Genomic DNA, 24342 nt, shown 5'->3' on the forward strand with positions numbered 1-24342 from the left:
CGATTTTGATCTTAAATAAACCATGATTCAAAAACAGTCCCGATGGCTATCTAATAGCGGTCCTTATTAAATTTTGATAAATTCAACTCTTCTATTTTTTGCTTTATTCTGCTCACTGGATTCATCAGCTACAGGTGCGGTATCCCCTTTCCCATCGGTTTCTATCTGCGTAATTTTTACCTGATAATCATTGATCAAGATATCGCGGACAGCGTCAGCACGCTTTTTAGATAAGATCAAATTCGCGCTTGCATTTCCCACCGCATCCGTATGGCCTATGATACGAATCTTCATTTCCTGGTTCTCGCGAAGTACTGTCGCCACCTCCTTGATGGTCCCCTCACTATCAGACTTTATTTCGGCGGAATTCGTGGCAAACAAAATACCACTGGTTTCAAGCTTTCCTCCGCTCAGCAGTTTGGAGCGCGTATCCCCACTCCCTTCAGCAATTTTGAAGTTTGATACATAGAATCCCAGTTGATCGTTGGTATAATTGGAGCTGCCCATATCCAACTTGAGCTGGTTAAAGTTGCTGTTCAACGGCACTGCATTGGGCAGATCAAAGACCTTCTCCTTATCTAACCAGATACGGATACGTTCTTTCTGAATACTGATCGCTACATGAATCACATTTCCAACTTTCCTGTCAAAATTGGCCACCCGATATTTATCTGTTTCCAGTTTCTTTGCGACATTCTCATAGGAGGTCAATTGTACCGCCGCTTCTGAACGATAAGGAGCAATACCTACTTTGAGACAATTTTTTAGGCGGTAATCATAGGACATGATCTCACCTTTGTTGCCCCGATCATAGAAAGCGAAATTAAAAGCAGGCACCATGTAGCCTCCAGCGAGAGGCCAATCCATAATCAGGTCAAATTCTATGGTTGCATTTTCGCCAATATTGACTACAGGACTTACAAAAGCTCCGGGATAAAGCCGGAGCCATTTACCTTTGGCATTGTTGAGGGTGACAACCTCTCCCTTACTGCGGGTATACCATTTCAATGGAAACTGTCCCTGCGCGTCTTGGGAGAAATCATCCGCTAATAAGACCTTACTTCCCGGAATAAAATCGTAAGTAGTTGTGCTGCTTAATGCCGTTTTTTTTCCAACTGGCTCATTCTCCTGATGTCCGTTATCGTCACCAGAAGCATTGGACTCAACAGATGTCTTCTTACCGGTATTGGTCTTGCCATCAATTACATTCTCCAATGTTTTGGTGGCCATATTTTCAGCCTTTTGTTTAAGCTTATTAAGAAAGCCCTGGGCGATTGCACTTCCGCCAAGCAGAAGCATAACTGAAGTAAAAAATATCTTTTTCATGGCTATACGTTAGGATAAAATTGTTGGTGATTAAACTGCTGTTATTTGTGTTCAATTACCACTGAATAAGTTTTTTTAGGGTTGGTAAACGAATTTTCTATTGATCACTACCGGATTGCCACCATTCTCTACTTTTTTCTCCATTGCAGTAAGTGGATAACCGGCATTGTCATAGGTATATGTTGTCGTGATTGTCTGATTTAGAGCCCCCCCTGCATTGGTCGTGACCTCTTTGATAACATTATGCTTACTGTAGCTATTTGTAAACAGGGCAAGATATGAGCCTACTGTAGTCACATATGGATTGACTTTATTATCGTATTCATAACTGATTTTTACCGATGGTACGAGTGTATTATTTTCTGTCAAATTATAAACCTCCACACGTTCCACATCGCCGCTCTGATTATAAAATAACTTTTTTCTATAATAAGGTTCATCCTGTTCGACAAGTCCGTAACCGGTAATTTCTTTGATCTGTTCGCCTTGATAAACGTATTGGTTGTAGGAGAACATTTCAGAATCTGTATAAGATATCTCCTCCTTCGTTAAAAGGTTTCCAGTATACACGAACTTAATCTTCCCGTCCTCATTTTCAACCGCTATAGGCTTCTTATTATTGTCATAGGTAATCTTGGATCTTGACCGCCCTTCCCCTTCTACCTCGATCAATTCGGCCAATACGCCATTTGCATACTTAAATTCACTATAATTATCCGAGTCGATCTCAATTTTACTTAGTTTTTTTTCAATTTTTTCTGGCTCCACTGCGCAAGTCGAACACTTGTCAGAACATGAAAACATGGACAAGCCTATAAATGATAACAGGACCAGAGTTCCCTGTTTTGAATGGAATTGATGTTTCATTGTATTATTCATTTTTATACTTTATTTAAAATTATCATACGGTAAGAATGTATGACCGAAGAGTGTATGCTTGTTTTTACCCGTTCCCAACCAATATTTTACAGACCTTCCATCCTTCGTCAGTCGAACTCAGATAGATATAGTCCGTACGCGTAAAGGTTTGGAACCGCATCGTCATTTTAGCTAAGCAGTTTGTTGTGGTTTCGTCAAGAACACTATAGGCTGTCTCACAGTCATAGGTATGCCCTTTGATTGATTTTAGAAATTTTATAATTTCCTTTTTGGAATGTCGTTCTGCCCTATCATTCACGTAATACTCAAGATCATCCGTAAAAAGGTGCTCGACCAATTGTGATTCCCCCGCACTGACAGATTTCACGTAGGCATCTAAAACTTTGGAAACTTTCCAACCCCGCATAGGACTTGGCTTAGATGCAGCGTTGGCTGCAATACTTATTATGCCTACAAAAAACAATGTGCTAATTATCCCTTTCATGGTTATGCTATTTTTATAAGTGATTATTTTTGTGGTTCAGTTGATTTCACATAGCGTTGTACTTCACCCCCACCCAGTGGAACTTCAAGTACTTTTTTTCCGTCAATCTCTTTGATTGTCCAGTTATTCAACGTTCTCTTTTTTTCTGGATATAGTTCTGCAGCTGTATACTTCTTTGTTTCACCAAATCCGGGAGAATTGCTTGTTCCGCAGCTATTATACCCTCTGTAATTACCGCTTGCGTAGAACATTTCCAACATTTTATTAGCCGGATCTATTTTTACAGTACCTTCTTTATAACCCAGCACTTGGGTACGGCAATAAGTGGATGTGCTGGTATAGTAAAAGTATTCCTTGGCCCGGCCATCTTTGTAAAACATGTATCCAACCGCAATTTCATTAGCAGGGCCTTTGTACACCCCATCGTATCCCCAAAAATTACTGATCGAACTTACACCAGCAATCCAATACCCCACCAGCTCATCCGGCACAGTAGATCTGGGATGATTTCCAAATTCACCTTCAGGCAATTCGGATGCATTTTCTGATTTTTTACAGCCATAGAATGTGCAGCAGCACAATGCACTTACACACAGTAGACAAAGGGTGAGCAACAGCCCTTTTATTCCATCTGATTTCTTTTTCGATACTTTAGCATTCATTTCTTTTCTTATTTAATTTCAACCTAGTGTTATAATATATCTTGTTATGATAAATTTCTTTTTCAAAATTAACCTCTTATAACCCAGCAATAAATCACATCTTTGGGTGATTCGTTGGGTTTTACACATCGTCTATTTGATTATTCAAAATTATCACAGCACTGGTGGCGAACAAATAAGCAGAATCCACTATCTTAATAGGCAATACTGCCTATGCATCAGCCTCAGCTACTACCCAATTTTGGATATATATTATGAAGGGTCTTGGGATCAGGGTATGGATAGGACATCATCGAATCACATTAACATGTGATTTATCCGGCTTACTATTATTTCTAATTTGCAACATCTTTATAGGCTAATTGTCAGGACAAATAAAAGCCATATAATATCTCAAAATTGACTAGTTAGTAATAGTAGTTTCATATGTGAGGACATGTCGCGAGGATATTTCCATGTTAAAAAAGAAGATCGGGGTTTCCCATAGCCCCGATTCTTTGAAAGAATGATTTAAATAATCCCACAAACATGTGATAGTTCACAAAAAAAATGCGAACTACTTTTGTAGATAAAAACAGTCCCTATTAAAGACCACTAAAATCACTGATTCGATGAAAAAAAACATCTTCCTATTATTGATAATATTCATGTTTCAAATCGCTAGACTCGTTGGGCAGCCGCAAACGGTGCATTATGTGCTTTCAGGAAAAGTGCTTACCTCGAACAGCACTGATTTGGAAGTAAATCTATTCAATCTCGAAAGCAAGCTGTTAAAAACCGAGTTAGTTAATACTAGCGGAGAATTTAAATTCGACGGGTTAGCCAGTGGATCCTATTATTTAAAAATTAGTCGAAACCGTGCGGATATCTATAATTCACAAGTTTTTCAGGTTCGGGATCAATCGCTACTACTTCCCACAATCATGATAAATGATAAAATATTGGAGACTGTCGTTGTCAACAAAGTCCGCCCTTACATAGAGCGACAGGAAGGAAAAATAATTTTAAATGTAGAAAATAGTCTTCAAAATATCGGTGGTTCAGCCTTTGAAGTATTAGAAAAAGCACCTGGGGTCAATGTTGACGCCAATGACAACATAAGCTTGAGGGGAAAAGGGAATTTACTTATACAGATCGATGGGAAAAACACACCACTAACAGCCGATGCCCTTGCAGACTATCTGCGGGGGATCCCAGCCTCCAGTATCGAAAAAATTGAATTTATCACTAACCCGTCCTCAAAATATGACGCCGCAGGTACAGCTATAATCAATATCAAACTGAAAAAAGGAACAAAGAAAGGGACAAATGGGACATTAACTACGGCAATAGGCACAGGAAGATACATCAAAAACAGCAATAGTCTACATATCAACCACAGGAGTAACCATGTGAATCTGTTTGCCAACTATAATTTCGCTTATCGTGAAATGTCAAATGATCTGATCTTGAACCGAAACTTTTATAATCAAGAAAATTTCGTAAAAGCATATCTTCAGGATAATTTCATAAAAACAGGTTCCCATAATCATAGCGGAAAACTGGGGTTGGACTATAATCTTAACGATAAAAATCTCTTCGGTATCTCCGTCGGTTTCAATAGTAATATTATGACTCCCAACAGTAATAGTAAAACGACTATACTGAATAGTGAATCTGTGCTTACAAAAGAAATAGAAACCCAAAGCAACGCAAAAAATAGATGGCGAAACGGCAGCATTAACTTAAACCACAAATATTCCATAGACTCGATCGGTTCTGAAGTAAGTACCGACCTCGATTTTATCCACTATTTCAATAAGTCTGACCAAAACTTTAACACCCAAACAACCCTGCCGGGCCAAACCATGCCCGCCCCTTACCTCCTACAAGGAGATATAGACGGCGGCCTAAACATTTTTTCCTTAAAGAGTGACGCGATAAAAGTATTTAAACAGCATTGGAAATTTGAAACCGGAATTAAAACCAGTTTTGTCAAATCCGATAACGACATGGTATTCTATGATTACAGTACCGATAATCCGCAACTCGATGTGAATAAGTCTAATCATTATATTTATAAGGAATACATCCATGCTGTCTATGGCAATCTCTCAAAAAAATGGAAAAATATGAAAGCCGTTGTCGGATTGAGGGCTGAACACAGCAATGTCACCGGAACACAAGTCACGATGAATCTAGTCAATAAAAGAATATATACACAGCTGTTCCCCAGTGCATCAATAACATTTGATCTTAGTTCGGAAAACAATCTGGAGGTAAACTTTAGCAGGAGAATTTCACGTCCCAGCTATATACAGCTCAATCCGTTTAAATTTTATATCAACGCCACAACCTATAAAACAGGAAATCCCGATTTGAATGCGCAGACGTCCTTGAATTACGAACTGACTTATAGCCTAAAAAGTAAATACCTGGCCACAATAAGCTATAGCAAAACCTCAGATAATATCACATCGGTCGTAAAACCTATAGTCGAAGATGGGGAGAACATTTCGGTGCAGACAGACGAGAACCTCAGATCAGCTTCATATTATGGACTATACCTCGTTGCTCCTTTTAAAGTATTAACTTGGTGGGATCTGAATACAAACCTCAATTTATATTACGGCTCTTATACGGGGAATATCTCAGAAACACAGATCAATAACAAGGGAAACTTTAATATTGACATAAATACAGTAAATAACTTTAGATTAGGCAATAATTATTCGGCAGAGCTTGCTGCAAATTATAAGTCGGCCGAAGTCTACGCTTTCGTTCGTATCTCACCGCTCTGGTCGGTCAATATCGGTGCCCAGAAAAAATTCCGAAATAACAGTACATTGAAAGTATCTTTTACAGACATCTTCTGGACCAACTATTACAAGGGACTGACGGTTTATAATAATTACAGGGAAAATTTTAGCTCAAAAAGAGATACGAAGGTAGTGATGCTGTCCTATAGCTATAGTTTTGGAGGTGGAAAATCTATACAAAACCGAAAAACCGGGGGAGCCGAGGATCTCAAACGACGGGCCGAATAATACGCGCTGCAAACCATTCATAATATCTTCTGGTAGGGTCATTCCGCCTCTGATCTATAGGAAGATGAAAAATTTCACTAGCAAAACAGATCACCTATTTGGATGATTTTGAAATAAATGGTTGCTACAGAGCGCCCCGATTTTATTAAACCATAGATTTATTGCATTTTTATAAAAATAATCGCCCATAATGAAAAGCAAAAGGTTTATCCTATACCTAATGGCTGTATTGACCTTATTCCCATTGCTGTTGACAGCAAAGGAGATCTCGTTCAACCGCATAACCGAAGGCTTAGCGTCTAACTTTGTGAGCTGCGTCACGCAAACGGAGGATGGATTCATTTGGGTTGGAACCAAAAATGGATTGCAACGTTATGATGGCATGCGTTTCCGCCGGCTCCTGAGTTTGGGCCTTCCGGGATTGCCTGTTGACCAATTGCTTATTGCAACAAAGTCGAAATCCCTTCTGGTGCGAATGGAGCATAAATTTTTTCTACTAAATTCCCACACGAACAAGACACAGGAAATCGCTGTAGACAAATACAGCAAAGATTTTCAGAACTATCAGATTCGCCTCGTCCAACAGGGTCAGCACATCTTTCTGATTCTTCATGGAGTGGATATTTTGACTTTGAACGAATCGAAAAATAAATTTGAATCCAACAAAAATATCATTGATTTTCCCGCAGACTGGGAACCAACCTGGCTACAATATGACCAAAAGGGCATTGTCTGGATATCGGGCAAGCAAGGAATGGGATATTTTGACCAAAAGAAAAGGTCTTTTTTTACAGATAACAACCTCAGGTCATTTAAAAACATAAACCGCTTTTTCATCGATTCCAAATCCCGTTTTTTTATTCACACCAAATTACGCCACTCGAACGGGCTGATTTATCTTACCGATGCTAATTTTCAACAAAAGAAAATTATACAATCTGCCCCCAATAGTGACAGTAACTATCACGATTTTTATGATTGCTTTGAATACGACCATATCGTATGGAGCTACGGTGTAGATCTTTTCAATCTTTTCGACGAAGAAAAAAAGGAGTTTACCCAATTCTATGATCGAAAAAACATGGACTATGGGATACAGATAACGACAGTTTCACAGGTTTTTAGAGACCGCGACAACAACCTGTGGGTCGCGACAGACAACGGGCTGTACATCATGTCCATCATAGGAGATCATGTGCGAAACATCGTTACTTCCACCATATTCCATAAAGCTGCTATCACCGATTTAACTTCCTTCGGTTCTAATCGCATTCTGGTCAGCTCCTGGGGTGAAAAATTAACAACATTTAAATATGACAGCGCACTACACATAAGCCATGAGCCTGAGCTAAGTACACTCTTATTCAAAGGTGTACCACAACAGGATGTTAATTTCAGGCATATCTGGGCGATGACATACGATCCAAAGCGGGGAAATACCTGGATCGGATGTAAAGATGGGAGATTGATCCTTTTTAATACAAAAACCAAAAAATCCCAGTTTCTAGTACCTAAAGTTTTTGAAGGACAATCCATCCGGCATATTACCATGGACAGCGGTGGTCAGGTATGGTTTGGAACAGATAATGGCAAAATAATTAGGACAAGTAGCAGTGGACTCGCTTTACTCACTGATTTAAAATCTGCCATTTCCTGCATTCGGCCCGGTGAAGGTAATAAGATATGGATAGGTACGCGTGGCTCGGGCGTATTTGAACTGGATGGTGGTTCCGGAAAAATTCTAAAAAACTACAAAGCCGGAAACCATGGTCTTAGCACTTCAAAAATTCAGGATATTGAATTTATTGGGAACAGGTTCCTCGCGATAGCAGGATATTCTGGTCTAGATATCTTAAACCTTTCTAACGGTCATATTATGCAATATAATATTAACAATGGATTGCCACAGAATATGATCACGGCCTTGGTCACCGATAATGAAGGTCTACTCTGGATGAGCACTACCGCTGGTATTTGCCGTTTTGACCCCAACAAAAAAGAATTCCATTCCTTCAATAAGCAGCATGGTCTAATCAACACGTCAAATATCGTTAATCTGCCCATGCGAGGCATCAAGCTTGAAAGTGGAAAAATAGCATTTAGCAGCGACAAGGTTATCCTTATCTTCGACCCTTCAAAATTGAACAATAATAATGCGGCACCTAAAAAACTGCATATTACCGATTTTAAACTTTTTGACAATTATTTATCTGTAGATTCATTGAACAAGGCCGGAGGTGTCACATTGGAGAACTGGCAAAATTATTTTTCCATTTTTTATTCTACACTCTCCTATAATGATCGTGACAATTTCAAATATTATTATCGGCTTGAGGGATCAGAAGATTCCTGGATACTAAGCGATCCTCGATTAGGCGTTAGAGTTGCTGCATTATCACCTGGAGAATACGTCTTTATGATACGTTCGGAAAATCAGGAAGGTAAATTTTCAGCAATAACCCGGTTGCCGATCACGATAAGACCAGCATTCTATCAGACCTGGTGGTTTTTCGTTCTAATCATTCTCTTTATTTTACTCGGAATTTTCATTTTACACCGTTATCGGTTAAAAAGGCTGCTGGAAGTACACCGGCTACGCGAAAAGGTCGCCCGCGACTTACATGATGATGTCGGTTCTACACTCACCTCCATCCATATTCTGAGCGAAGTAGCAAAAAAAGACCTTTCGGACCAACAGCATATCGTCCAGTCCTATCTTGACAGGATTGGCACAAACAGTTCACAGATGATGCAGGCGATGGATGATATTGTCTGGAGCATAAAACCAGATAATGACCTCCTGCAGAAAATTGTGGCACGTATGCGCGAACATGCTGCCCTGATTTTAGATCCGTTGAAAATACAGTGTATTTTTAGCGCAGACGACAGTATACGGAATATAAAATTAGCTATGGAACAACGCCGCAATCTATTCCTGATCTATAAAGAAGCACTAAATAACATTTCCAAATACGCTGAAGCCACGCTAGTGGATATCCGCATCAGAGCGGGTGCATCGCATATCGAAATGGTCATCAAAGATAATGGCAAAGGTTTCGACTGCACCCAGCAACAATCCGGCAATGGGTTGTTCAATATGAACCAACGAAGCAAAGCCTTAGGAGCTGAACTTAAGATTTCCTCATCCATAGGTGCAGGAACCAGCATTTCAATAATCATGAAAATCTAAGGAAAAGCAATTCACATCAATATGCGATTGATCCCATTGTAAATTTTTCATAAAATTGTAGTGTAGATTATGACAAAGATCCTTATATACGAAGATAACAGCCAATTGAGAGAGGTGTTGTCCATCCTGATCAACAGTGATCCAAAATATCGGGTACAGGCTGCCTATGGCCATTGCGCCAATGCGCTTGAAGATATCAAAAAGCACGCACCCGATCTGGTTCTAATGGATATCGACATGCCTTTTATAAATGGGATCTCTGGATTAAAACTATTAAGGGGGTCTGGGTTCAAGGGCAAAATCATCATGCTTACCGTATTTGACGACAATGTCAATGTTTTCGAAGCTATAAAGGCCGGTGCCAATGGTTATATTTTAAAAAAAACACCACCTGCAAAAATTCTTGAATATATCGAAGATGCTTTAAGTGGAGGTGCACCCATGACTTCCTCTATTGCCACACAGGTACTGCATATGCTTGCGGATGGAAAGGCCACCAGAACATCCAGTTTCAATCTATCCGCCCGTGAGAAAGAGGTTCTGGATCTCCTAGTGGATGGATACAGTTATAAAATGATCGCAGATAAACTCTTTATTTCTATGGATACCGTCCGATCACACATCAAAAAGATCTACGATAAACTCCAGGTCAACTCCAAAAGCGAGGCCGTGGTCAAGGCATTAAGACATAGTTCCTCTGAGGAAAAAAATAACAAATAAAGCATAGTGCATTTATCAATGCAATAGAATAAGGTTTAAATACGTCCTAAAAGCTAAATACACATCAATACAGTATCATTAGGGTAGACTTCAACTTTTCGTATATGTAAGTCCTAAATATGTAGGTAAGGTAGTTTCCAAAAACACTAGGTTTTCTCTCCAAGATAATCAGCAAAGACTGTATTAAAATCCAAATCGTCATGCCCCCGATTTAATCAGCACTATTTTTATACAAAAAATAGCAGATAAAAAGGCAAACATTCACCAATACCGCGAATGCATTTGAGATAATAATCGGGTGTTCATTTTTCAAAACTCCATACCATACCCATAGAGAAAGTCCCAAAATAAGAACCAGTATCATGATCCATGACAAATCACCAACATTTTTTTCCTTGATAACTTTTATAAGTTGGGGGAGCATTGATATGGAAGTTAATATCCCGGCAGCAATTCCTAACAGATTTTCATTCATCGTTAAAATCAAAAACTGTACTATTTAAGTTTAAGACTCATCCCTGGTATTCTTCACAAGTCCTATACCCGCGAAAAAGAAAATTAAACCAAGAACTCCTACTACCGCCAATTCCATGTATGCACTGCTTTTGTTGATCAGTTCATAACCCGTGTAAATTAAGCCAATGATTCCCAGGACCGTCAATATTGTTCCAAAAATGCGTTTAACGTTCATAACTATTTGTTTTACGGTTATATATTATGCTTGAAAAATGCATAATTTATTTATAATATTTTTCTACTATACTTTTTAAATTGATTCCCTTTCCCAGTACGGGTTTAAAAATATCCCCTTCACTGTTCATTCTTTCAATGGCATTCAGGATATGAAAATCACTTATTTTCAAACCTTTCTTCACTTCATCCCAATGAAGCGGCATGGATACGGTTGCCCCCGGTTTAGGACGAACTGAATAGGCAGCAGCAATTGTTGCATGGGGCCTATTCTGTAAAAAATCCAGATACATTTTTCCTTTGCGATCTTTAATTGATCGTTCTATACTTGTGAATTTTGGAAGTTCATTGTGAACTAAAGTGACAATCACCCTGGCAAATTCTTTGGACTGTTCATAGCTATATTTTCCACCTAACGGAATATAGATATGAAGACCTGTAGAACCGCTGGTTTTGCAATAACTGGATACACCCATATCATCCAGTATGCTCTTGGTAATCTGTGCTGCCTCAATTACCTGATCGAATGAATTTTTATCAGGATCAAGGTCAATAATACAGAAAGAGGGATTTTCAGGCTTTTTGACTGTACTACTCCAGGGATTCATCTCAATACAGCCAAGATTGGCCATGTAAAGCAGTGTAGCTTCGTCTTTTCCTACTAGATAATGCCTATCCTTGTCATCTGTATCACTATGGTAAAGGTAAGTTTCCGCCCAATCAGGGGCGGTATCCGTTACATTTTTAAAGTAAAAGCCTTCACCTTCAATACCGTCAGGAAAACGGTTCATGCTCTGTGGGCGATTTTTTAAATAAGGCAATATAAATGGAGCCGCTTGGTAATAGTAATTAATAAGGTCCCGCTTGGTTATTCCTTCTTTGGGCCAGAAAACTTTATTTAGGTTGGTGAATTTTAATTCATGACGGTTTATCTTTCTGACCTGGGTTTTATCGTTAGGGTTCAATAGCGTCTTTCGCTCAACCTTTTCTCTAGGAGTAATGATTTTATCTGCCATATCTACTATTTTTTCTGTTGGAGCCTCTTCTTCCAAAACAACTTTTTTAGCATTTTTATCGTCACGCATGCCATCAAAAGAAGGATGCCGCATTATTCCGTCGCCAGTTAACTCCGTAAAGCTCACTTCACAAACAAGGTCCGGTTTTAGCCATGTGACCGTGGCATGTGGCGGATTGGGTCTAAAACGTGAGGGTTTATTGATATCCGGTTCTTCCGAAAAAGGTGTTTTAGAAACAATAAGAGGTTTAAAAAGCTCCATCATTTCCTTCTGAAGCTTTTGATTGAAGCCAGTACCAACTTTACCCGTATAGATCAGTTTCTCCCCTTCATAGATACCTACAAGGAGACTACTAAACAATTTACTGGAATCATCATTCAGTGTATACCCTCCTATGACGACTTCCTGTCTTTTATTCGCTTTGATTTTCAACCAATCTTTTGAACGATTATGAACATGATATATTCCGTCCTTTCTTTTGGCCATGATTCCTTCAAGGCCCAGTTTCCTAGCTTCCTCAAGAAACTGCGTTCCAGAGGTTTCAAAATGTTCACTGACCAGAATACTATTACCCGCCGGAAGGATTTCTTTTAAAATCGTTTTACGCTCAAGTAAAGTCAAATCTTTTAGATTTTGCCCCTTATACCAAAGGATATCAAACACGTAATACACCAGATCACCATCTGCTTCGCTACGCCAGTTTTGGAGCGACCCAAAGTTAGCCGTACCACTATCACTGAGTACGACTATCTCCCCATCCAAGATAGCATCTAATTCCAGCTCTTTTAATTTATCGTAGATAGGATAGAATTTTTCATTAAAGCTCTTGTCATTCCGGGATTTTAGCTCAACTTTACCCTTATTCATAAAAGCAACCGCTCTATATCCATCCCATTTAACTTCATACACCCAGTCTTCATTATCAAAGGGCTTATCGACCAGGGTAGCAAGCATGGGTTCAATATGGGAATAGAATTTTTGCTTGGAAGCGTCTTTTAATAGCTCTTGAAGATGTGATTTCTTTTTTGATGTTTCTGTGGGAACAGCTTCCAGCTGGTCACTGATCAGTTCCTTAGCTTTAGCTTTTGCCGACTGCATATCCTTAACGGTACTGTCCTTTTTGATGATATTTTCTCCATAGATCTTATCCGGAGACTTCTCCATTTGAGCGATCGTTTTACCCGAAATCACTGACTTGTCTTTCGAGGTTATATCCTGTTCACTAGCATATTTATCATCTAGCTTCATCAAAAGCCAGCCATTTTCCCCTCTGCCATGGGCCTTTACTAAAGCAAATTCACCTTTGAGTTTTTTACCATTAAGTTTGAATTTAAGCTTACCGGAATAAAGTTGATGCAAAAGTTCTTTTTCCTTTCCCGGTACATCTTTAAAATTACCTTCAGCCGGTTCATAGTTCCCTTCATCCCAAACAATAACAGTACCACCACCATATTGCCCTTTTGGTATAATTCCCTCAAAATTTCGGTAATCATAGGGATGATCCTCTACCATCATAGCAAGTCGTTTAACACTTGGATCCATTGAAGGTCCTTTAGGTACCGCCCAGCTTTTTAGTACACCGTCCATTTCGAGACGAAAATCATAATGTAGATGTGAAGCATCGTGTTTCTGAACCACAAAGCGTAATTCTGTACCACTTGGTTTTCCGCCAAAAGGTTCCGGAGTTTTCTCTTCTGAACGTTTCTGGCGATATTTAGATAGTCCCATAGCTGTTATATTATGAGTAATTTGAAAATATGCAATCTATTTTCCCTGGAATTCTTCAACAACTTTTCAGCTGTTCGATTTATCGTTCTAATAGTTCCTATTAGCCCTTGGGGGCATATCTCCATCTCACCATTGAAATATTGGATTTCGTCATCCTCAGAACCACTACTCCTATTTTTAGCTGATTTTCCTTTTTCAGATTTGCTGTCTGCCATGATTTCGTGTTTTAAGAATTATATATTTGTCCATAAAAAAATACAAATATTAAGCCGCCGCTGTTGCTTCTATAACATGACTCGAAAAGGTTTGGTTGAATTCTTTTTACTTCTTTATAAGGAATATAGGTAGAATGGACATTGAAATGCAGGTTTCGCAGCTATAAGACACCTGATTCCGGATTAGTGTGACCAATTGTTCCAATCGTATGATCATGGAATATTGATTGCCCAATTTTCTAGGGATTATAGTTTTCACCTTTAGGATATCAGTTTTTCTTCCTTAGCGCATGGAATATTATTGCCTGGCTGTTTTAAACTAGAAATGTCCACTTGGCAACCAAAGAAGAAGAGGAATCTCCTCAACAGATTTTGTATGGATTTGTGCAAAGTGGTAACGAAATAAACAACAAAAAAGGAGATCACTATAATCTAGTGTCTCCTTAAGTGCCCAGGAGCAGATTCGAACTGCCACGCCCATACGAGCGCCACCCCCTCAAGATGGTGCGTCTACCAATTTCGCCACCTGGGCTCATATTCGCCTTTGGTATCACAAAAATAAAGATTTTTCCTTCTTTTGCAAGGCGAAAAATGCTTTTTAATGCTTTATTTCACTAAATTCCTATTGATCAAGGTTCTAATTACGCCGTCAACCAAACCTACGCGTGGAACAATGATTTGTTTTAGACGACCGTACTTCATAATCGTTAAAAAGATCTCACTCGCAGGGATAATGACATCGGCCCGGTCTTCATTGAGTCCCAGCAAAATAATGCGCTCCTTTAAAGAGAAAGATGACAAATGTTCGTACACAGCCTTCAATTTTGCATAAGACAATGGCTTATCCAGTTTCTCATTGGATAATCTTGCCAATTTATTGATATTACCACCGGTTCCTATCCCGATCACCTGCTTATACATATGGGTATTGCTGCGTACCCACTCTTTGAGCTCGTCCCAGGTTTCTGCTTTATCCTGATTATCCAAAATACGGATTGTACCTAAATTAAAGGATCTCGAATTAACCAAGACGCCATTCGCAAATAAAGACAGTTCAGTACTACCACCACCGACATCAATATAAAGGTAGACCTTATCCTTTTCCATCTTGTTATCCCAATGGCTGTTGTAGATAATTTCGGCCTCCTTGGCACCCTCGATGATATCGATATTGATTCCATTCTTCTTAACTTCTGCAACAATTTCAGCACCATTCTTCGCATCGCGCATGGCCGATGTCGCACAGGCCATATAGTCTTCCACATGATACACATCCATCAACTCACGAAATGCTTTCATTGTTTTTATCAAACTCTCAGCCTTTCTTGGCGAAATTTCCTGATGGATAAATGCGTCATCGCCCAGACGTAAAGGAACCCGTAAAAGCGTATTTTTTTTAAAATTATATTGATCCTTTTGCCCAATGATATCAGCGATCAAAAGGCGCACCGCATTGGAGCCTATATCTATAGCAGCGTATCTCACGTTATATTGTTTCTTATCTATTATTTGATTAAATCATGCTAAAATAACCACAGTTCTCAACAACTGTATTATAGTAATGTTAAGTTATTATTAATTTAACAACTCAACAAATTATTTCTGGTTTTGATTCCCCTTTTTTAACCCAAAAACGCATCTATCCAACAAAATTAAAGTCAATTTTGAAAGACAATAGTTAAAATAAGTCCTAAAAAAAGCTTTTGAATATTTTCCAGACAGAAAAAAAACTATTCTGCCCTCTCCGTTTTCCGGCAGTGTTATAGATGCTGTTATAGCCCCTTTAATTCACTGTTGGTAACAGCGAGCAAACAAGTGCATAAAAAAAGGAATATTCACCTGGATGAACATTCCTTTTTTTACACATGGAGTCACTTACTTAGTGATGGCCATGGCCTTCAGCTTTTCCACCAGCCAGTTTATAGATTTCTTCAACTTTTTTCAACGATTCTTCAGAAACATGAATGACATTGTGATTGGTGTTCAGCTCTTCACGAGTCAATCTGCTATTGATTTCGCCCTGTTTTGCAAGAACCACTGCCAAAAATGCTTTATCATTGAATGCAGCAGTACTATCCGATCCGATTGAAGCCGGAGTTTGAAACGCAGGTACACCACGTTGTGCATCGCCTACATGCAACTCTTTAGCCAAACCGTCCAACTCAGGCAACACCGTCGCATAAGCTTCCTTAATCTTAGCCGCTACATTCTTCACTTCTGCTGAAGTTGATTGTTTTGCCGCTACATCAGCAAGGTTTACTAAATAGTTTCCTTCCTCACCAACGAATTTAATCATTGCAAAAGCATCACCATCTGCTAAAGACGCATTAGCATATTGACGCTGTCTATTTGCAGCTGTTTCACCACAAGACGCAAATACAGTACTCGCACAAGCAGCTACAACAAATAACTTATTAATCTTCATATCAATTTTGTTAACTATACAAAAGTAGATAAAATATACTTTCTGCGAAACCTAATCCGCGAAAAGAAACAAAAATTAAGCAACATTCCTTCCGGCATTAATAACACCGAATATTGTCCGCGCAATCAGTTTCGAATAATCTTCCCGTTGTGCCTCATCCAGTTTATCGGAATTGAGCGCACGGATAGCATAGTGCTGGATTACCAACAGAGGCAATACAATACTTTCCCGTGCTAGAATAGACTCGCGATCTACCGGATAATTCTCCATCAATTTTGATGTTCCACTGAGTTTTAGCAGATACTCTTTCGTAATCTGATATTCCGCATGGAGGTTTTTCCAAAATTCACCGTACACCTCATCTTCCTTCATATAAGCCGTGATATCAAAGTTAGACTTGGTCATGGACATCATACAATTGTCGATCAGTGTCTGGAAGAATCCCGAAGAAACATACAATTGTTGCACATCTTTCCATAGGTTGTTCTTTTCGGCCCATTGCAATGCGGTGCCTACGCCATAAAATCCAGGGATATTTTGCTTCAGCTGACTCCAGGATGTAACGAAACTGATCGCCCTCAAATCTTCAAGCCTTAGTTCGCGTCCTGAATTTCTCTTTACAGGTCGACTCGAAATATTGATGGACGAAAGTGCTTTCAATGGCGACATCGTTTCCAAATAAGGTAGAAACAATTTATTCGTACGGAGATCCATAAATTTATGATGACTCAATTCAGCCAATTTATCTATAATCTCTTGCTGATGTTTAGTCAGGGTATCACCCACACGTTGCTTTAAATCGGAGATAATCCCTGCATGCAGGAGCTGCTCTATATTAAATCGAGCTGTATCCAACGAACCGTATTGGCTACTGATTGTCTGTCCCTGGATCGTCAATTGAATATGATCGTTGGCGATTTCCTTACCCATGGAAGCATAAAAACGTTGTGTTTTACCTCCACCACGCGCCGGAGGTCCACCACGGCCATCAAAAAAGACAAGATCCACATCATATTCACGCGAAATGGCTGTCAGCTCAATTTTTGCCCTATAGATTGACCAGTTCGCCATCAGATAGCCTCCATCTTTTGTACTATCCGAATAGCCCAACATAATGGTCTGTTTATTTCCTCTACGTTTCAAATGTGCCTTATACTCTTTATTGCTATATAAAGTCTTCATCACATCGGCAGCTCTGGTCAAATCGTCCACTGTTTCAAACAAGGGCACAAAATCTATCGTCAATGCATCTTTCTTCCAACCGGACCACAAAAATAACTGGCGTAATCCGAGGATATCACTTGCTTGCTGGCAATTACTAATAATAAAACGCTGCGCGGCACGCTCAGAACCCGAACGTTGGATTTCCTTAAGTAATTTGATTACTCCAGAAGTGTCTTTGGTCAATGGATCTGCATCATCACCCACACTTAAATCCAATTCTTTAAACTTCAATGCTTTTTGTTTATCCGCTTCATTCAGTTCCAGGTAATTCAACGGAACACCGGTCGCCTCCGGATTTTGCTGAATAAGGTAATTTGTCGCTTCACGTAAAATACGGCTATCCTGTCTAATATCCAGGGTTGTGAAAAAACAACCGAATGTCATTACCTTTCGGAGCAGATCATCGACAATCTCTACAAAGAGACCATTATGATATTCTTCCAATACATTTTTGATCGCTTTTAAGTTTGTAATGATATTATCCGTTTCATCTGCCGGATTTTCAACAGGATTAAAGCTATTTTCATAAAACAGGGTCTGTAGGTTATCCATATAGGTTTCTACTCCCCTGAACGTGATACGGCGTCTTACAATGCGGAAATCACGATAATAACATCTAAATAAAATCGTACGCAATAAAGCGGCTACTTTTTTGGTACTTTCAACACTTACATTCGGATTTCCGTCCCGATCTCCTCCTGGCCAAAAGCCCAGCTCAATCAGCTGTTTTACCTCTTCAGTATCTACATCCAGTTCATCATCGATAAAAGACTGGATCTCAGAAGCTACCTTATAAAAAACATTTTCCAAAAACCAGGCTAAACTTGCGGCCTCGTCTACCGGAGTTGGCTTATTTTTATTGATGAATGGTGTTTTCCCCAGCTGCTGCAACAGTAAATGTATACTATGGATATCATTGGTCTTTATTGCATCAATCAGATCATTGATGATCCCCAATACCGGTCCTGGATAGAATTGCGTAGGGTGAGCCGTAAGGACCAAGCGGACAGAGAAATCTTTTAGTTTAGAAACGATTTTCCGCCGCATATCACCATTCCCCTCCGCATTCTTGATCAGGGCTCCCAAGACGTTTTCATCGTCTCCACGGCCTACCATCTGAAAGGATGAATCCTCTATTGCATCAAACAATACCACCTGACGTTCTATATACTGAACAAAACGAAACAGTAGGTCAATACGCTGTTCCTCCGAAGAAAACTCTTCATGCTGATCAAAAAAACTTTTTATAATCTCATCCGGAGTCAAATGCTGATCAACGCCCTTCTCGCACTGCTTAGCAAAAAAAGGCAATAAAGTACCTGTATCTTTAACACGTTGAAATGGCAATGTTAAAAACAAACTTTTGAAAAGCTCAAAGCGTGTCAATACCTCGTCCTGAAAGACGGCTTCATTTTTACTTTGCTTCATATTTAAATCTTTGAAAAATGGTCAAGAGAGTTTAGGTGACTCTTGAGTTTTTGTAATATATCTGAAATACCCTACGCACCAAATATAGCAATATTATATTTAAACAAATAAAAAAATATAAATTAATCAAAAAAAACATCAAAATATTATAAAGATATTAATGAAATTTAGTAATTTTTCGTTTTTAGTATATTATAACAGCAAATAGGGAAACCGCAGGCTAATATAGCCTTATCTCGTATATTTGTGCTACATTATGAAACAGACACAAGAAATAAAAAGTTTTTTCTACAGTCAATATTTTGCGGATGGGCTGCGCATCACCATCGGATGTATTGTGCCTGTCCTCATCTTCGCCACCATTGGTCAGTTTACCAACGGAACCATTGTATCTTTGGGAGCCCTATTAGTTGGGTTGTCCGATACGCCGGGAGCACCGAGCCATAGACGCAAAGGAATGTTTGCGGGAGCCATACTGACCACCCTGACATTTATTCTCACCAATATTGTCAATCAGAATGTATACCTCCTCGCTATTTTTATCGGAATAGCCTGTTTTATCTTTGCCATGTTTGCAGTATTCAATAGTCGGGCAGCCAATGTGGGATTGATGTGCATACTGATGATGCTGATCCACGTACAAATTCACTATCCCCTCGACCAGGCCATCAACTATCTCGGATTCTACACATTGGGCGGTCTTTGGTACATCACAATCAGTCTCTCCATCACGCAGGCACGCCCCTATCGCTTAGCTGAGCAGGAACTTGCCGAAACCATTCGCTATGTCGCTGATTATATTCGGCTGAAAGCCAATTTTTACGACGCTAAAATTGACAACGATAAAAATTACCTGAAACTGATCGACAAACAAGTTGAAGTAAATCAACATCAGGAAAACGTTAGGGATCTGCTGTTTCAAAGTAAAAGATCTATTAAGGACACCACAAAAGTAGGCCGTTACCTGACATTAATCTTTAATGATATCGTTGACTTATTTGAGCAGAGTATGGCGGCACATTATGATTACAATACTATCAGTGAACGCTTTGGCCCCACAGGCATCCTTGATGATTTTAGAAACGTCATTTTAAAATACACCAATGAGCTTGACAATCTAGCCTACCAGCTCAATACAAATATTCAACCCAAGCCCTTGTATGATTTTGATGCGGACCTCACACGCCTTCATGCTAAAATTGACCAGCTCGATAAAGAACACCAATACAGTACCTTTGCCCTACGTAAAGTATTGATCAACCTGCGCGATCTGGTACGCCGTATCAAAAACATTTATGGCTATTCACATCTACAACCGGATGAAGTCAAACGTAAGGAAATCGATGATGCCAAACGTTTTGTCCAAAGCTCCGCCATCGACCTTAAGAAATTCCGTGAAAATCTTACCTTAAAATCTACGATCTTTAGACATGCCTGCCGCATGGCAATTGTGATGTCGATCACGTATTATGTTTTTGAGACCACCAAGATCACCAACAATGTTTATTGGATATTACTGACAATCATGGTAATCCTGAAACCGGGCTTCGGTCTCACTAAGGAGCGTAATATACAACGTCTTATCGGAACCACCATCGGTGGACTGATCGGGGCTGTCATCCTATTGACAATACATGATCCAACCATACTATTTGTACTGCTAGTTTTCTTTTTCCTAACAGCCTATAGCTTATTTCGGGTCAATTATGTGGTCGCGGTACTATTTATGACACCTTATGTATTGATCATGCTCAGTTTCATCAGTTCCAATACCCTTGAAGTAACCAAAGAACGCATTTTGGACACCTTTATCGGAGGCATGATTGCTTTCCTCTCCAGCTATATTATCTTCCCGAACTGGGAAAGTATGCAGGTGAAGGAGTCCATGCGAAAACTGCTGATCGCCAATTACAATTACATCTTCCAGGCGTTAAAAGAAATTGCGGGTCAGGCTCCATCAATTACAGATTATAAGTTAGCCCGAAAAGCCGTTTATGTTGAAACCGCAAATATGGGTTCCACCTTTCAGCGTATGCTGACGGAACCTAAAAAAAGGCAGAAATACAGCAAGGAGGTCAACAAATTTGTCATCTTCAACCATATTCTAGCTTCGTTTTCTGTGACACTGATGAATCATCTGGATCAGATGGATAATAACTACCTTAACAAGGAACATGTCCGGACTATACGGAAAGTATTAAGCAGCCTGGATCAATCCATTCAATTGCTTTATTCATCAGATTCCAGCGCGGAATTTTTACCGATGGAAATCGAAATATCAAACCATCGCTTTGACAATAGTGACATGAATTCTGCCGACGGAAAGCTACTGGAAGAGCAATTGGAGTTCTTGTACAAGATTGCTCAGGATTTAAATAAGATTGTCCAGGATCTCCATGACAAAAGTGCCGCCGAACATGCAGCAGAATTATCTAAACAAGCAGGCTAATTTATCCGAAAAATTCACGAAATTTACATTATGAGTGAACATCTAACAAGCTCCTATGACATTATCATCGTCGGAGGTGGGCCCATTGGCCTCGCCTGTGCCTTGGAAGCAAAACAGGCCAATCTCAACTATCTCATTTTGGAAAAAGGATGTTTAGTTAATTCGCTCTATAACTATCCACAAAATATGACCTTTTTCTCCTCTTCTGAACGTTTGGAGATTGGAGATATCCCTTTTGTGACGACGAATCCAAAACCCAAAAGAACGGAAGCATTGGAATATTACAGACGTATCCAGCAAAAATTTGAACTGGACACACATCTGTTTGAAGAAGTATTGGATATTCAGAAAAATGGAGATGCCAATTTTAATGTAAAAACCAGCAAACGCAGCTACGTTACAAAAAAAGTCATCATTGCTACAGGATTCTATGATATCCCCATGTTACTCAATATCCCCGGTGAAAAACTTGACAAAGTAAGACACTATTACAATGATCCCCATTACTACAGCGGTCAGAAAGTTATTGTTGTGGGTGCGAGCAATTCATCCATTGATGCTGCTCTGGAAACATTTCGAAAAGGTGCGCAAGTAACATTGGTCATCCGCGGCAATGAAATTAGTCCAAGAGTCAAGTATTGGGTAAAACCGGATATTGAAAATAGAATTGCCGCTGGAGAAATCGATGTGCTTTACAATAGCCAATTAACAAGTGTTACGGAGACAAGTGCCTCCATTCAAACACCAACAGGCATTGTTGAGATTGAAAATGATTTTGTACTTGCGCTGACCGGATATCGGCCAAATTTTGACTTCTTACGAAAAATAGGTGTTAATATCCCAGAACAGGCCCCTTGCATCCCATGCCATAATGAGCAGACGATGGAAACAAATATAACAGGCCTATATTTAGCAGGAGTCGTATGCGGCGGATTAAATACCCACCTCTGGTTTATTGAAAATTCACGTATTCACGCTAAGCAGATTATCGAACATATCCGCTCAACGTCAATTTAATGCTGTTGATACCGTAAACCGTTTAAGAAGATTTTCATCATTTTCTTCTGTAAACTGAGGATATGATCAAATTCTTCTTTCGTAGGGAAGAGCATATTTTTCATATCCTTCAAGATACCCATCCGCATGCCAAACAACGAATACAACAAAATACGGGCAGTTTCATTCAGATCATCCACACGAATCTCCTTTGCCTCTACGCCAATTTTAAGAATTTTTTCAATAATTTCAACTTCCCGCAGATAGGACTCTTTGAACACTTGCTCCAATTCATCCGGAAGTTCCTTGACCATTTTCATGGTATATTCAAACAGATTATAATATTGATTGATGGCCTTGACGCGCATATCAATAGAGTACATCATGATTTCTTCAAAGTTGCCCCCCTTATCGATGACCGCTTCGATCTCTTCAATCATTTTGTTAATAACGTACTCAAAAACAGCAGAGTATAAACTATTTTTATCCGGAAAATAATAATAAAGCAATGCTTTCGAAAAATTAAGATCCTTAGCTATCTCCGACATGGTCGTTTTAGCCATTCCAAAATGTGCAAAGCGCCTTGTTGCAGCTTCCAGAATTTTGATCCTTTTTACATCTGCGTTACCCATTAAACTTATATTTTTTATCGTTAAATAAACGGTTTATACTATCTTTACCGATTATCATGCTAAAGATAGCTGATTTTTTTGAATTTCTGAAAACTAAAGTCAATATGGAATTAAACATTCAATCGAATATCTCTTTGAAACCCTTCAATACATTTGGAATAGAAGAAAAGACAAATTACCTGATCGAAGTGAATGATAATGAAACATTGACCGAAATTTTTAAACAGGGTCTTTTCACCAAGAACTTTTTCGTTCTTGGTGCTGGTAGCAATGTTTTATTTACCAAGCCGTTTGATGGATATATCATCCGAATGACCAGTAAAGGTATACAGTCAAAAGTTGAATCTGATGATGTGTATGTCACAGCAAAAGCTGGGGAAATCTGGAATGACTTTGTTTGGCATTGCATCAGAAACAACTACGCCGGAATAGAAAATATGGCACTTATCCCTGGGACAGTTGGTGCGTCCCCCGTACAGAATATCGGAGCTTATGGTACCGAATTAATGTATGTTTTTCATAGCTGCGAAGCATTCGATACCCAATTGGGTACATTTAAAATTTTCAAAAAGGAAGATTGTGATTTCTCCTACCGTGACAGCATCTTTAAAACAGCCCATAAAGGCCGTTTTATTATTACTGAAGTGACCTATAAATTGAGCCTCACACCTCAAATAAATACAAGCTATGGCGCCATTGAAGCTGAACTACTAAAAGAAAATATAACAACGCCTTCCATAGCTGATATTGCGACCATAGTATCGAAAATCCGTGTTGAAAAGCTGCCAGATCCAAGTACCGTTGGCAATGCCGGAAGCTTTTTTAAAAATCCTGTGATCGACGCCGACACTTTTGAAAGATTATTGGGACTTTATCCAACGATTCCACATTATCCAATGCCCGGCCAACAAACAAAACTTGCCGCAGGATGGTTAATAGAACAGTGTGGCTGGAAAGGTAAAGATTATGGACAAGCCGGTGTCTGGAAAAATCAGGCACTTGTACTAATAAATAGACAACATGCTAGCGGTCAGGAAATTTATGACCTTTCTGTCCAAATTATTAATGATGTACAAGACAAATTTGGAATTACGCTCGAGCGTGAAGTTAATTTATTGTAAAGAATCAAAAAAAACATCTTTGCCATATTGCAACTTAAAAGAACAATAATTTAGCCCCTATTCCAGCTCAACATCATCTGAAGCCAAGCATATTTACTTAAGGTTAATATACGCACACGTTTGCACATCTT

18 protein-coding genes and 1 tRNA gene are annotated in these 24342 nt (G+C 39.2%); 6 read left to right on the top strand and 13 right to left on the bottom strand.

The genetic code is table 11. The features are described from left to right. Positions 1–66: 66 nt before the first annotated feature. The 4 genes from ACK8HY_RS08305 to ACK8HY_RS08320 form a co-directional block, all read right to left on the bottom strand. A complete protein-coding gene (locus ACK8HY_RS08305; protein ID WP_077432490.1) occupies positions 67–1326 on the bottom strand; it encodes an OmpA family protein in 1260 nt (419 codons plus the stop codon). Between the two features lie 75 nt (positions 1327–1401). Further along, a complete protein-coding gene (locus ACK8HY_RS08310) occupies positions 1402–2193 on the bottom strand; it encodes a hypothetical protein (protein ID WP_416133342.1) in 792 nt (263 codons plus the stop codon). Positions 2194–2269: 76 nt separating this feature from the next. Then, complete coding sequence (locus tag ACK8HY_RS08315) at positions 2270–2689, bottom strand: nuclear transport factor 2 family protein (RefSeq protein ID WP_077432488.1); 420 nt, start codon at positions 2687–2689, stop codon at positions 2270–2272. Positions 2690–2712: 23 nt separating this feature from the next. Further along, positions 2713–3351 carry a hypothetical protein gene (locus ACK8HY_RS08320; protein ID WP_077432487.1) on the bottom strand — a complete coding sequence of 213 codons (639 nt, stop codon included), beginning with the start codon at positions 3349–3351 and terminating at the stop codon, positions 2713–2715. A 611-nt stretch (positions 3352–3962) separates the two neighbouring features. On the opposite strand from ACK8HY_RS08320, the gene ACK8HY_RS08325 reads away from it, so the two are divergent. From ACK8HY_RS08325 to ACK8HY_RS08335, 3 genes are all read left to right on the top strand, one after another. Further along, complete coding sequence (locus ACK8HY_RS08325) at positions 3963–6377, top strand: outer membrane beta-barrel family protein (RefSeq protein WP_416133343.1); 2415 nt, start codon at positions 3963–3965, stop codon at positions 6375–6377. 190 nt (positions 6378–6567) lie between these two features. Beyond that, complete coding sequence (locus ACK8HY_RS08330; RefSeq protein ID WP_416133344.1) at positions 6568–9567, top strand: two-component regulator propeller domain-containing protein; 3000 nt, start codon at positions 6568–6570, stop codon at positions 9565–9567. Positions 9568–9636: 69 nt separating this feature from the next. After that, positions 9637–10287 carry a response regulator gene (locus ACK8HY_RS08335; RefSeq protein WP_077432484.1) on the top strand — a complete coding sequence of 217 codons (651 nt, stop codon included), beginning with the start codon at positions 9637–9639 and terminating at the stop codon, positions 10285–10287. A gap of 211 nt (positions 10288–10498) precedes the next feature. On the opposite strand, the gene ACK8HY_RS08340 is transcribed toward ACK8HY_RS08335, so the two are convergent. The 8 genes from ACK8HY_RS08340 to ACK8HY_RS08375 all read right to left on the bottom strand — a co-directional run bounded on the left by ACK8HY_RS08340 (position 10499) and on the right by ACK8HY_RS08375 (position 19013). Further along, a complete protein-coding gene (locus ACK8HY_RS08340; protein WP_077432483.1) occupies positions 10499–10762 on the bottom strand; it encodes a SemiSWEET transporter in 264 nt (87 codons plus the stop codon). Positions 10763–10792: 30 nt separating this feature from the next. Continuing rightward, positions 10793–10978, bottom strand: coding sequence for a hypothetical protein (locus tag ACK8HY_RS08345; RefSeq protein WP_077432482.1), 186 nt, complete (start codon positions 10976–10978; stop codon positions 10793–10795). Between the two features lie 46 nt (positions 10979–11024). Beyond that, positions 11025–13721, bottom strand: coding sequence for a DNA ligase D (gene ligD / locus ACK8HY_RS08350; RefSeq protein WP_416133345.1), 2697 nt, complete (start codon positions 13719–13721; stop codon positions 11025–11027). A 5-nt stretch (positions 13722–13726) separates the two neighbouring features. Further along, complete coding sequence (locus tag ACK8HY_RS08355) at positions 13727–13936, bottom strand: hypothetical protein (RefSeq protein ID WP_077432480.1); 210 nt, start codon at positions 13934–13936, stop codon at positions 13727–13729. Positions 13937–14384: 448 nt separating this feature from the next. Further along, a tRNA-Leu gene (locus tag ACK8HY_RS08360) sits at positions 14385–14468 on the bottom strand. 74 nt (positions 14469–14542) lie between these two features. Further along, complete coding sequence (locus tag ACK8HY_RS08365; RefSeq protein WP_077432479.1) at positions 14543–15421, bottom strand: exopolyphosphatase; 879 nt, start codon at positions 15419–15421, stop codon at positions 14543–14545. 394 nt (positions 15422–15815) lie between these two features. Beyond that, positions 15816–16361, bottom strand: a complete 546-nt coding sequence (locus ACK8HY_RS08370; protein WP_077432478.1) for a hypothetical protein — start codon at positions 16359–16361, stop codon at positions 15816–15818. A gap of 75 nt (positions 16362–16436) precedes the next feature. Next, positions 16437–19013 (bottom strand): phosphoenolpyruvate carboxylase, encoded by a 2577-nt coding sequence (locus ACK8HY_RS08375; RefSeq protein ID WP_416133346.1) that lies wholly within the window; start codon positions 19011–19013, stop codon positions 16437–16439. Positions 19014–19269: 256 nt separating this feature from the next. Here ACK8HY_RS08375 and ACK8HY_RS08380 point away from each other — a divergent pair, with 256 nt between their 5' ends. After that, positions 19270–21462, top strand: a complete 2193-nt coding sequence (locus tag ACK8HY_RS08380; protein ID WP_416133347.1) for an FUSC family membrane protein — start codon at positions 19270–19272, stop codon at positions 21460–21462. Between the two features lie 30 nt (positions 21463–21492). Next, positions 21493–22479, top strand: a complete 987-nt coding sequence (locus ACK8HY_RS08385; protein ID WP_416133348.1) for a YpdA family putative bacillithiol disulfide reductase — start codon at positions 21493–21495, stop codon at positions 22477–22479. Here ACK8HY_RS08385 and ACK8HY_RS08390 read toward each other — a convergent pair. Then, on the bottom strand, positions 22476–23090 hold the full coding sequence (locus ACK8HY_RS08390) for a TetR/AcrR family transcriptional regulator (RefSeq protein ID WP_077432475.1): 615 nt from the start codon (positions 23088–23090) through the stop codon (positions 22476–22478). The two genes, ACK8HY_RS08385 and ACK8HY_RS08390, sit on opposite strands and share 4 nt — an antisense overlap. A gap of 104 nt (positions 23091–23194) precedes the next feature. Here ACK8HY_RS08390 and murB point away from each other — a divergent pair, with 104 nt between their 5' ends. Continuing rightward, positions 23195–24211 (top strand): UDP-N-acetylmuramate dehydrogenase, encoded by a 1017-nt coding sequence (gene murB / locus ACK8HY_RS08395; protein ID WP_416133349.1) that lies wholly within the window; start codon positions 23195–23197, stop codon positions 24209–24211. Positions 24212–24342: the final 131 nt, after the last annotated feature.

Origin of the sequence: Sphingobacterium sp. NGMCC 1.201703 (genome assembly GCF_047784615.1) — a bacterium.
In the GTDB taxonomy this organism is placed as follows: domain Bacteria; phylum Bacteroidota; class Bacteroidia; order Sphingobacteriales; family Sphingobacteriaceae; genus Sphingobacterium.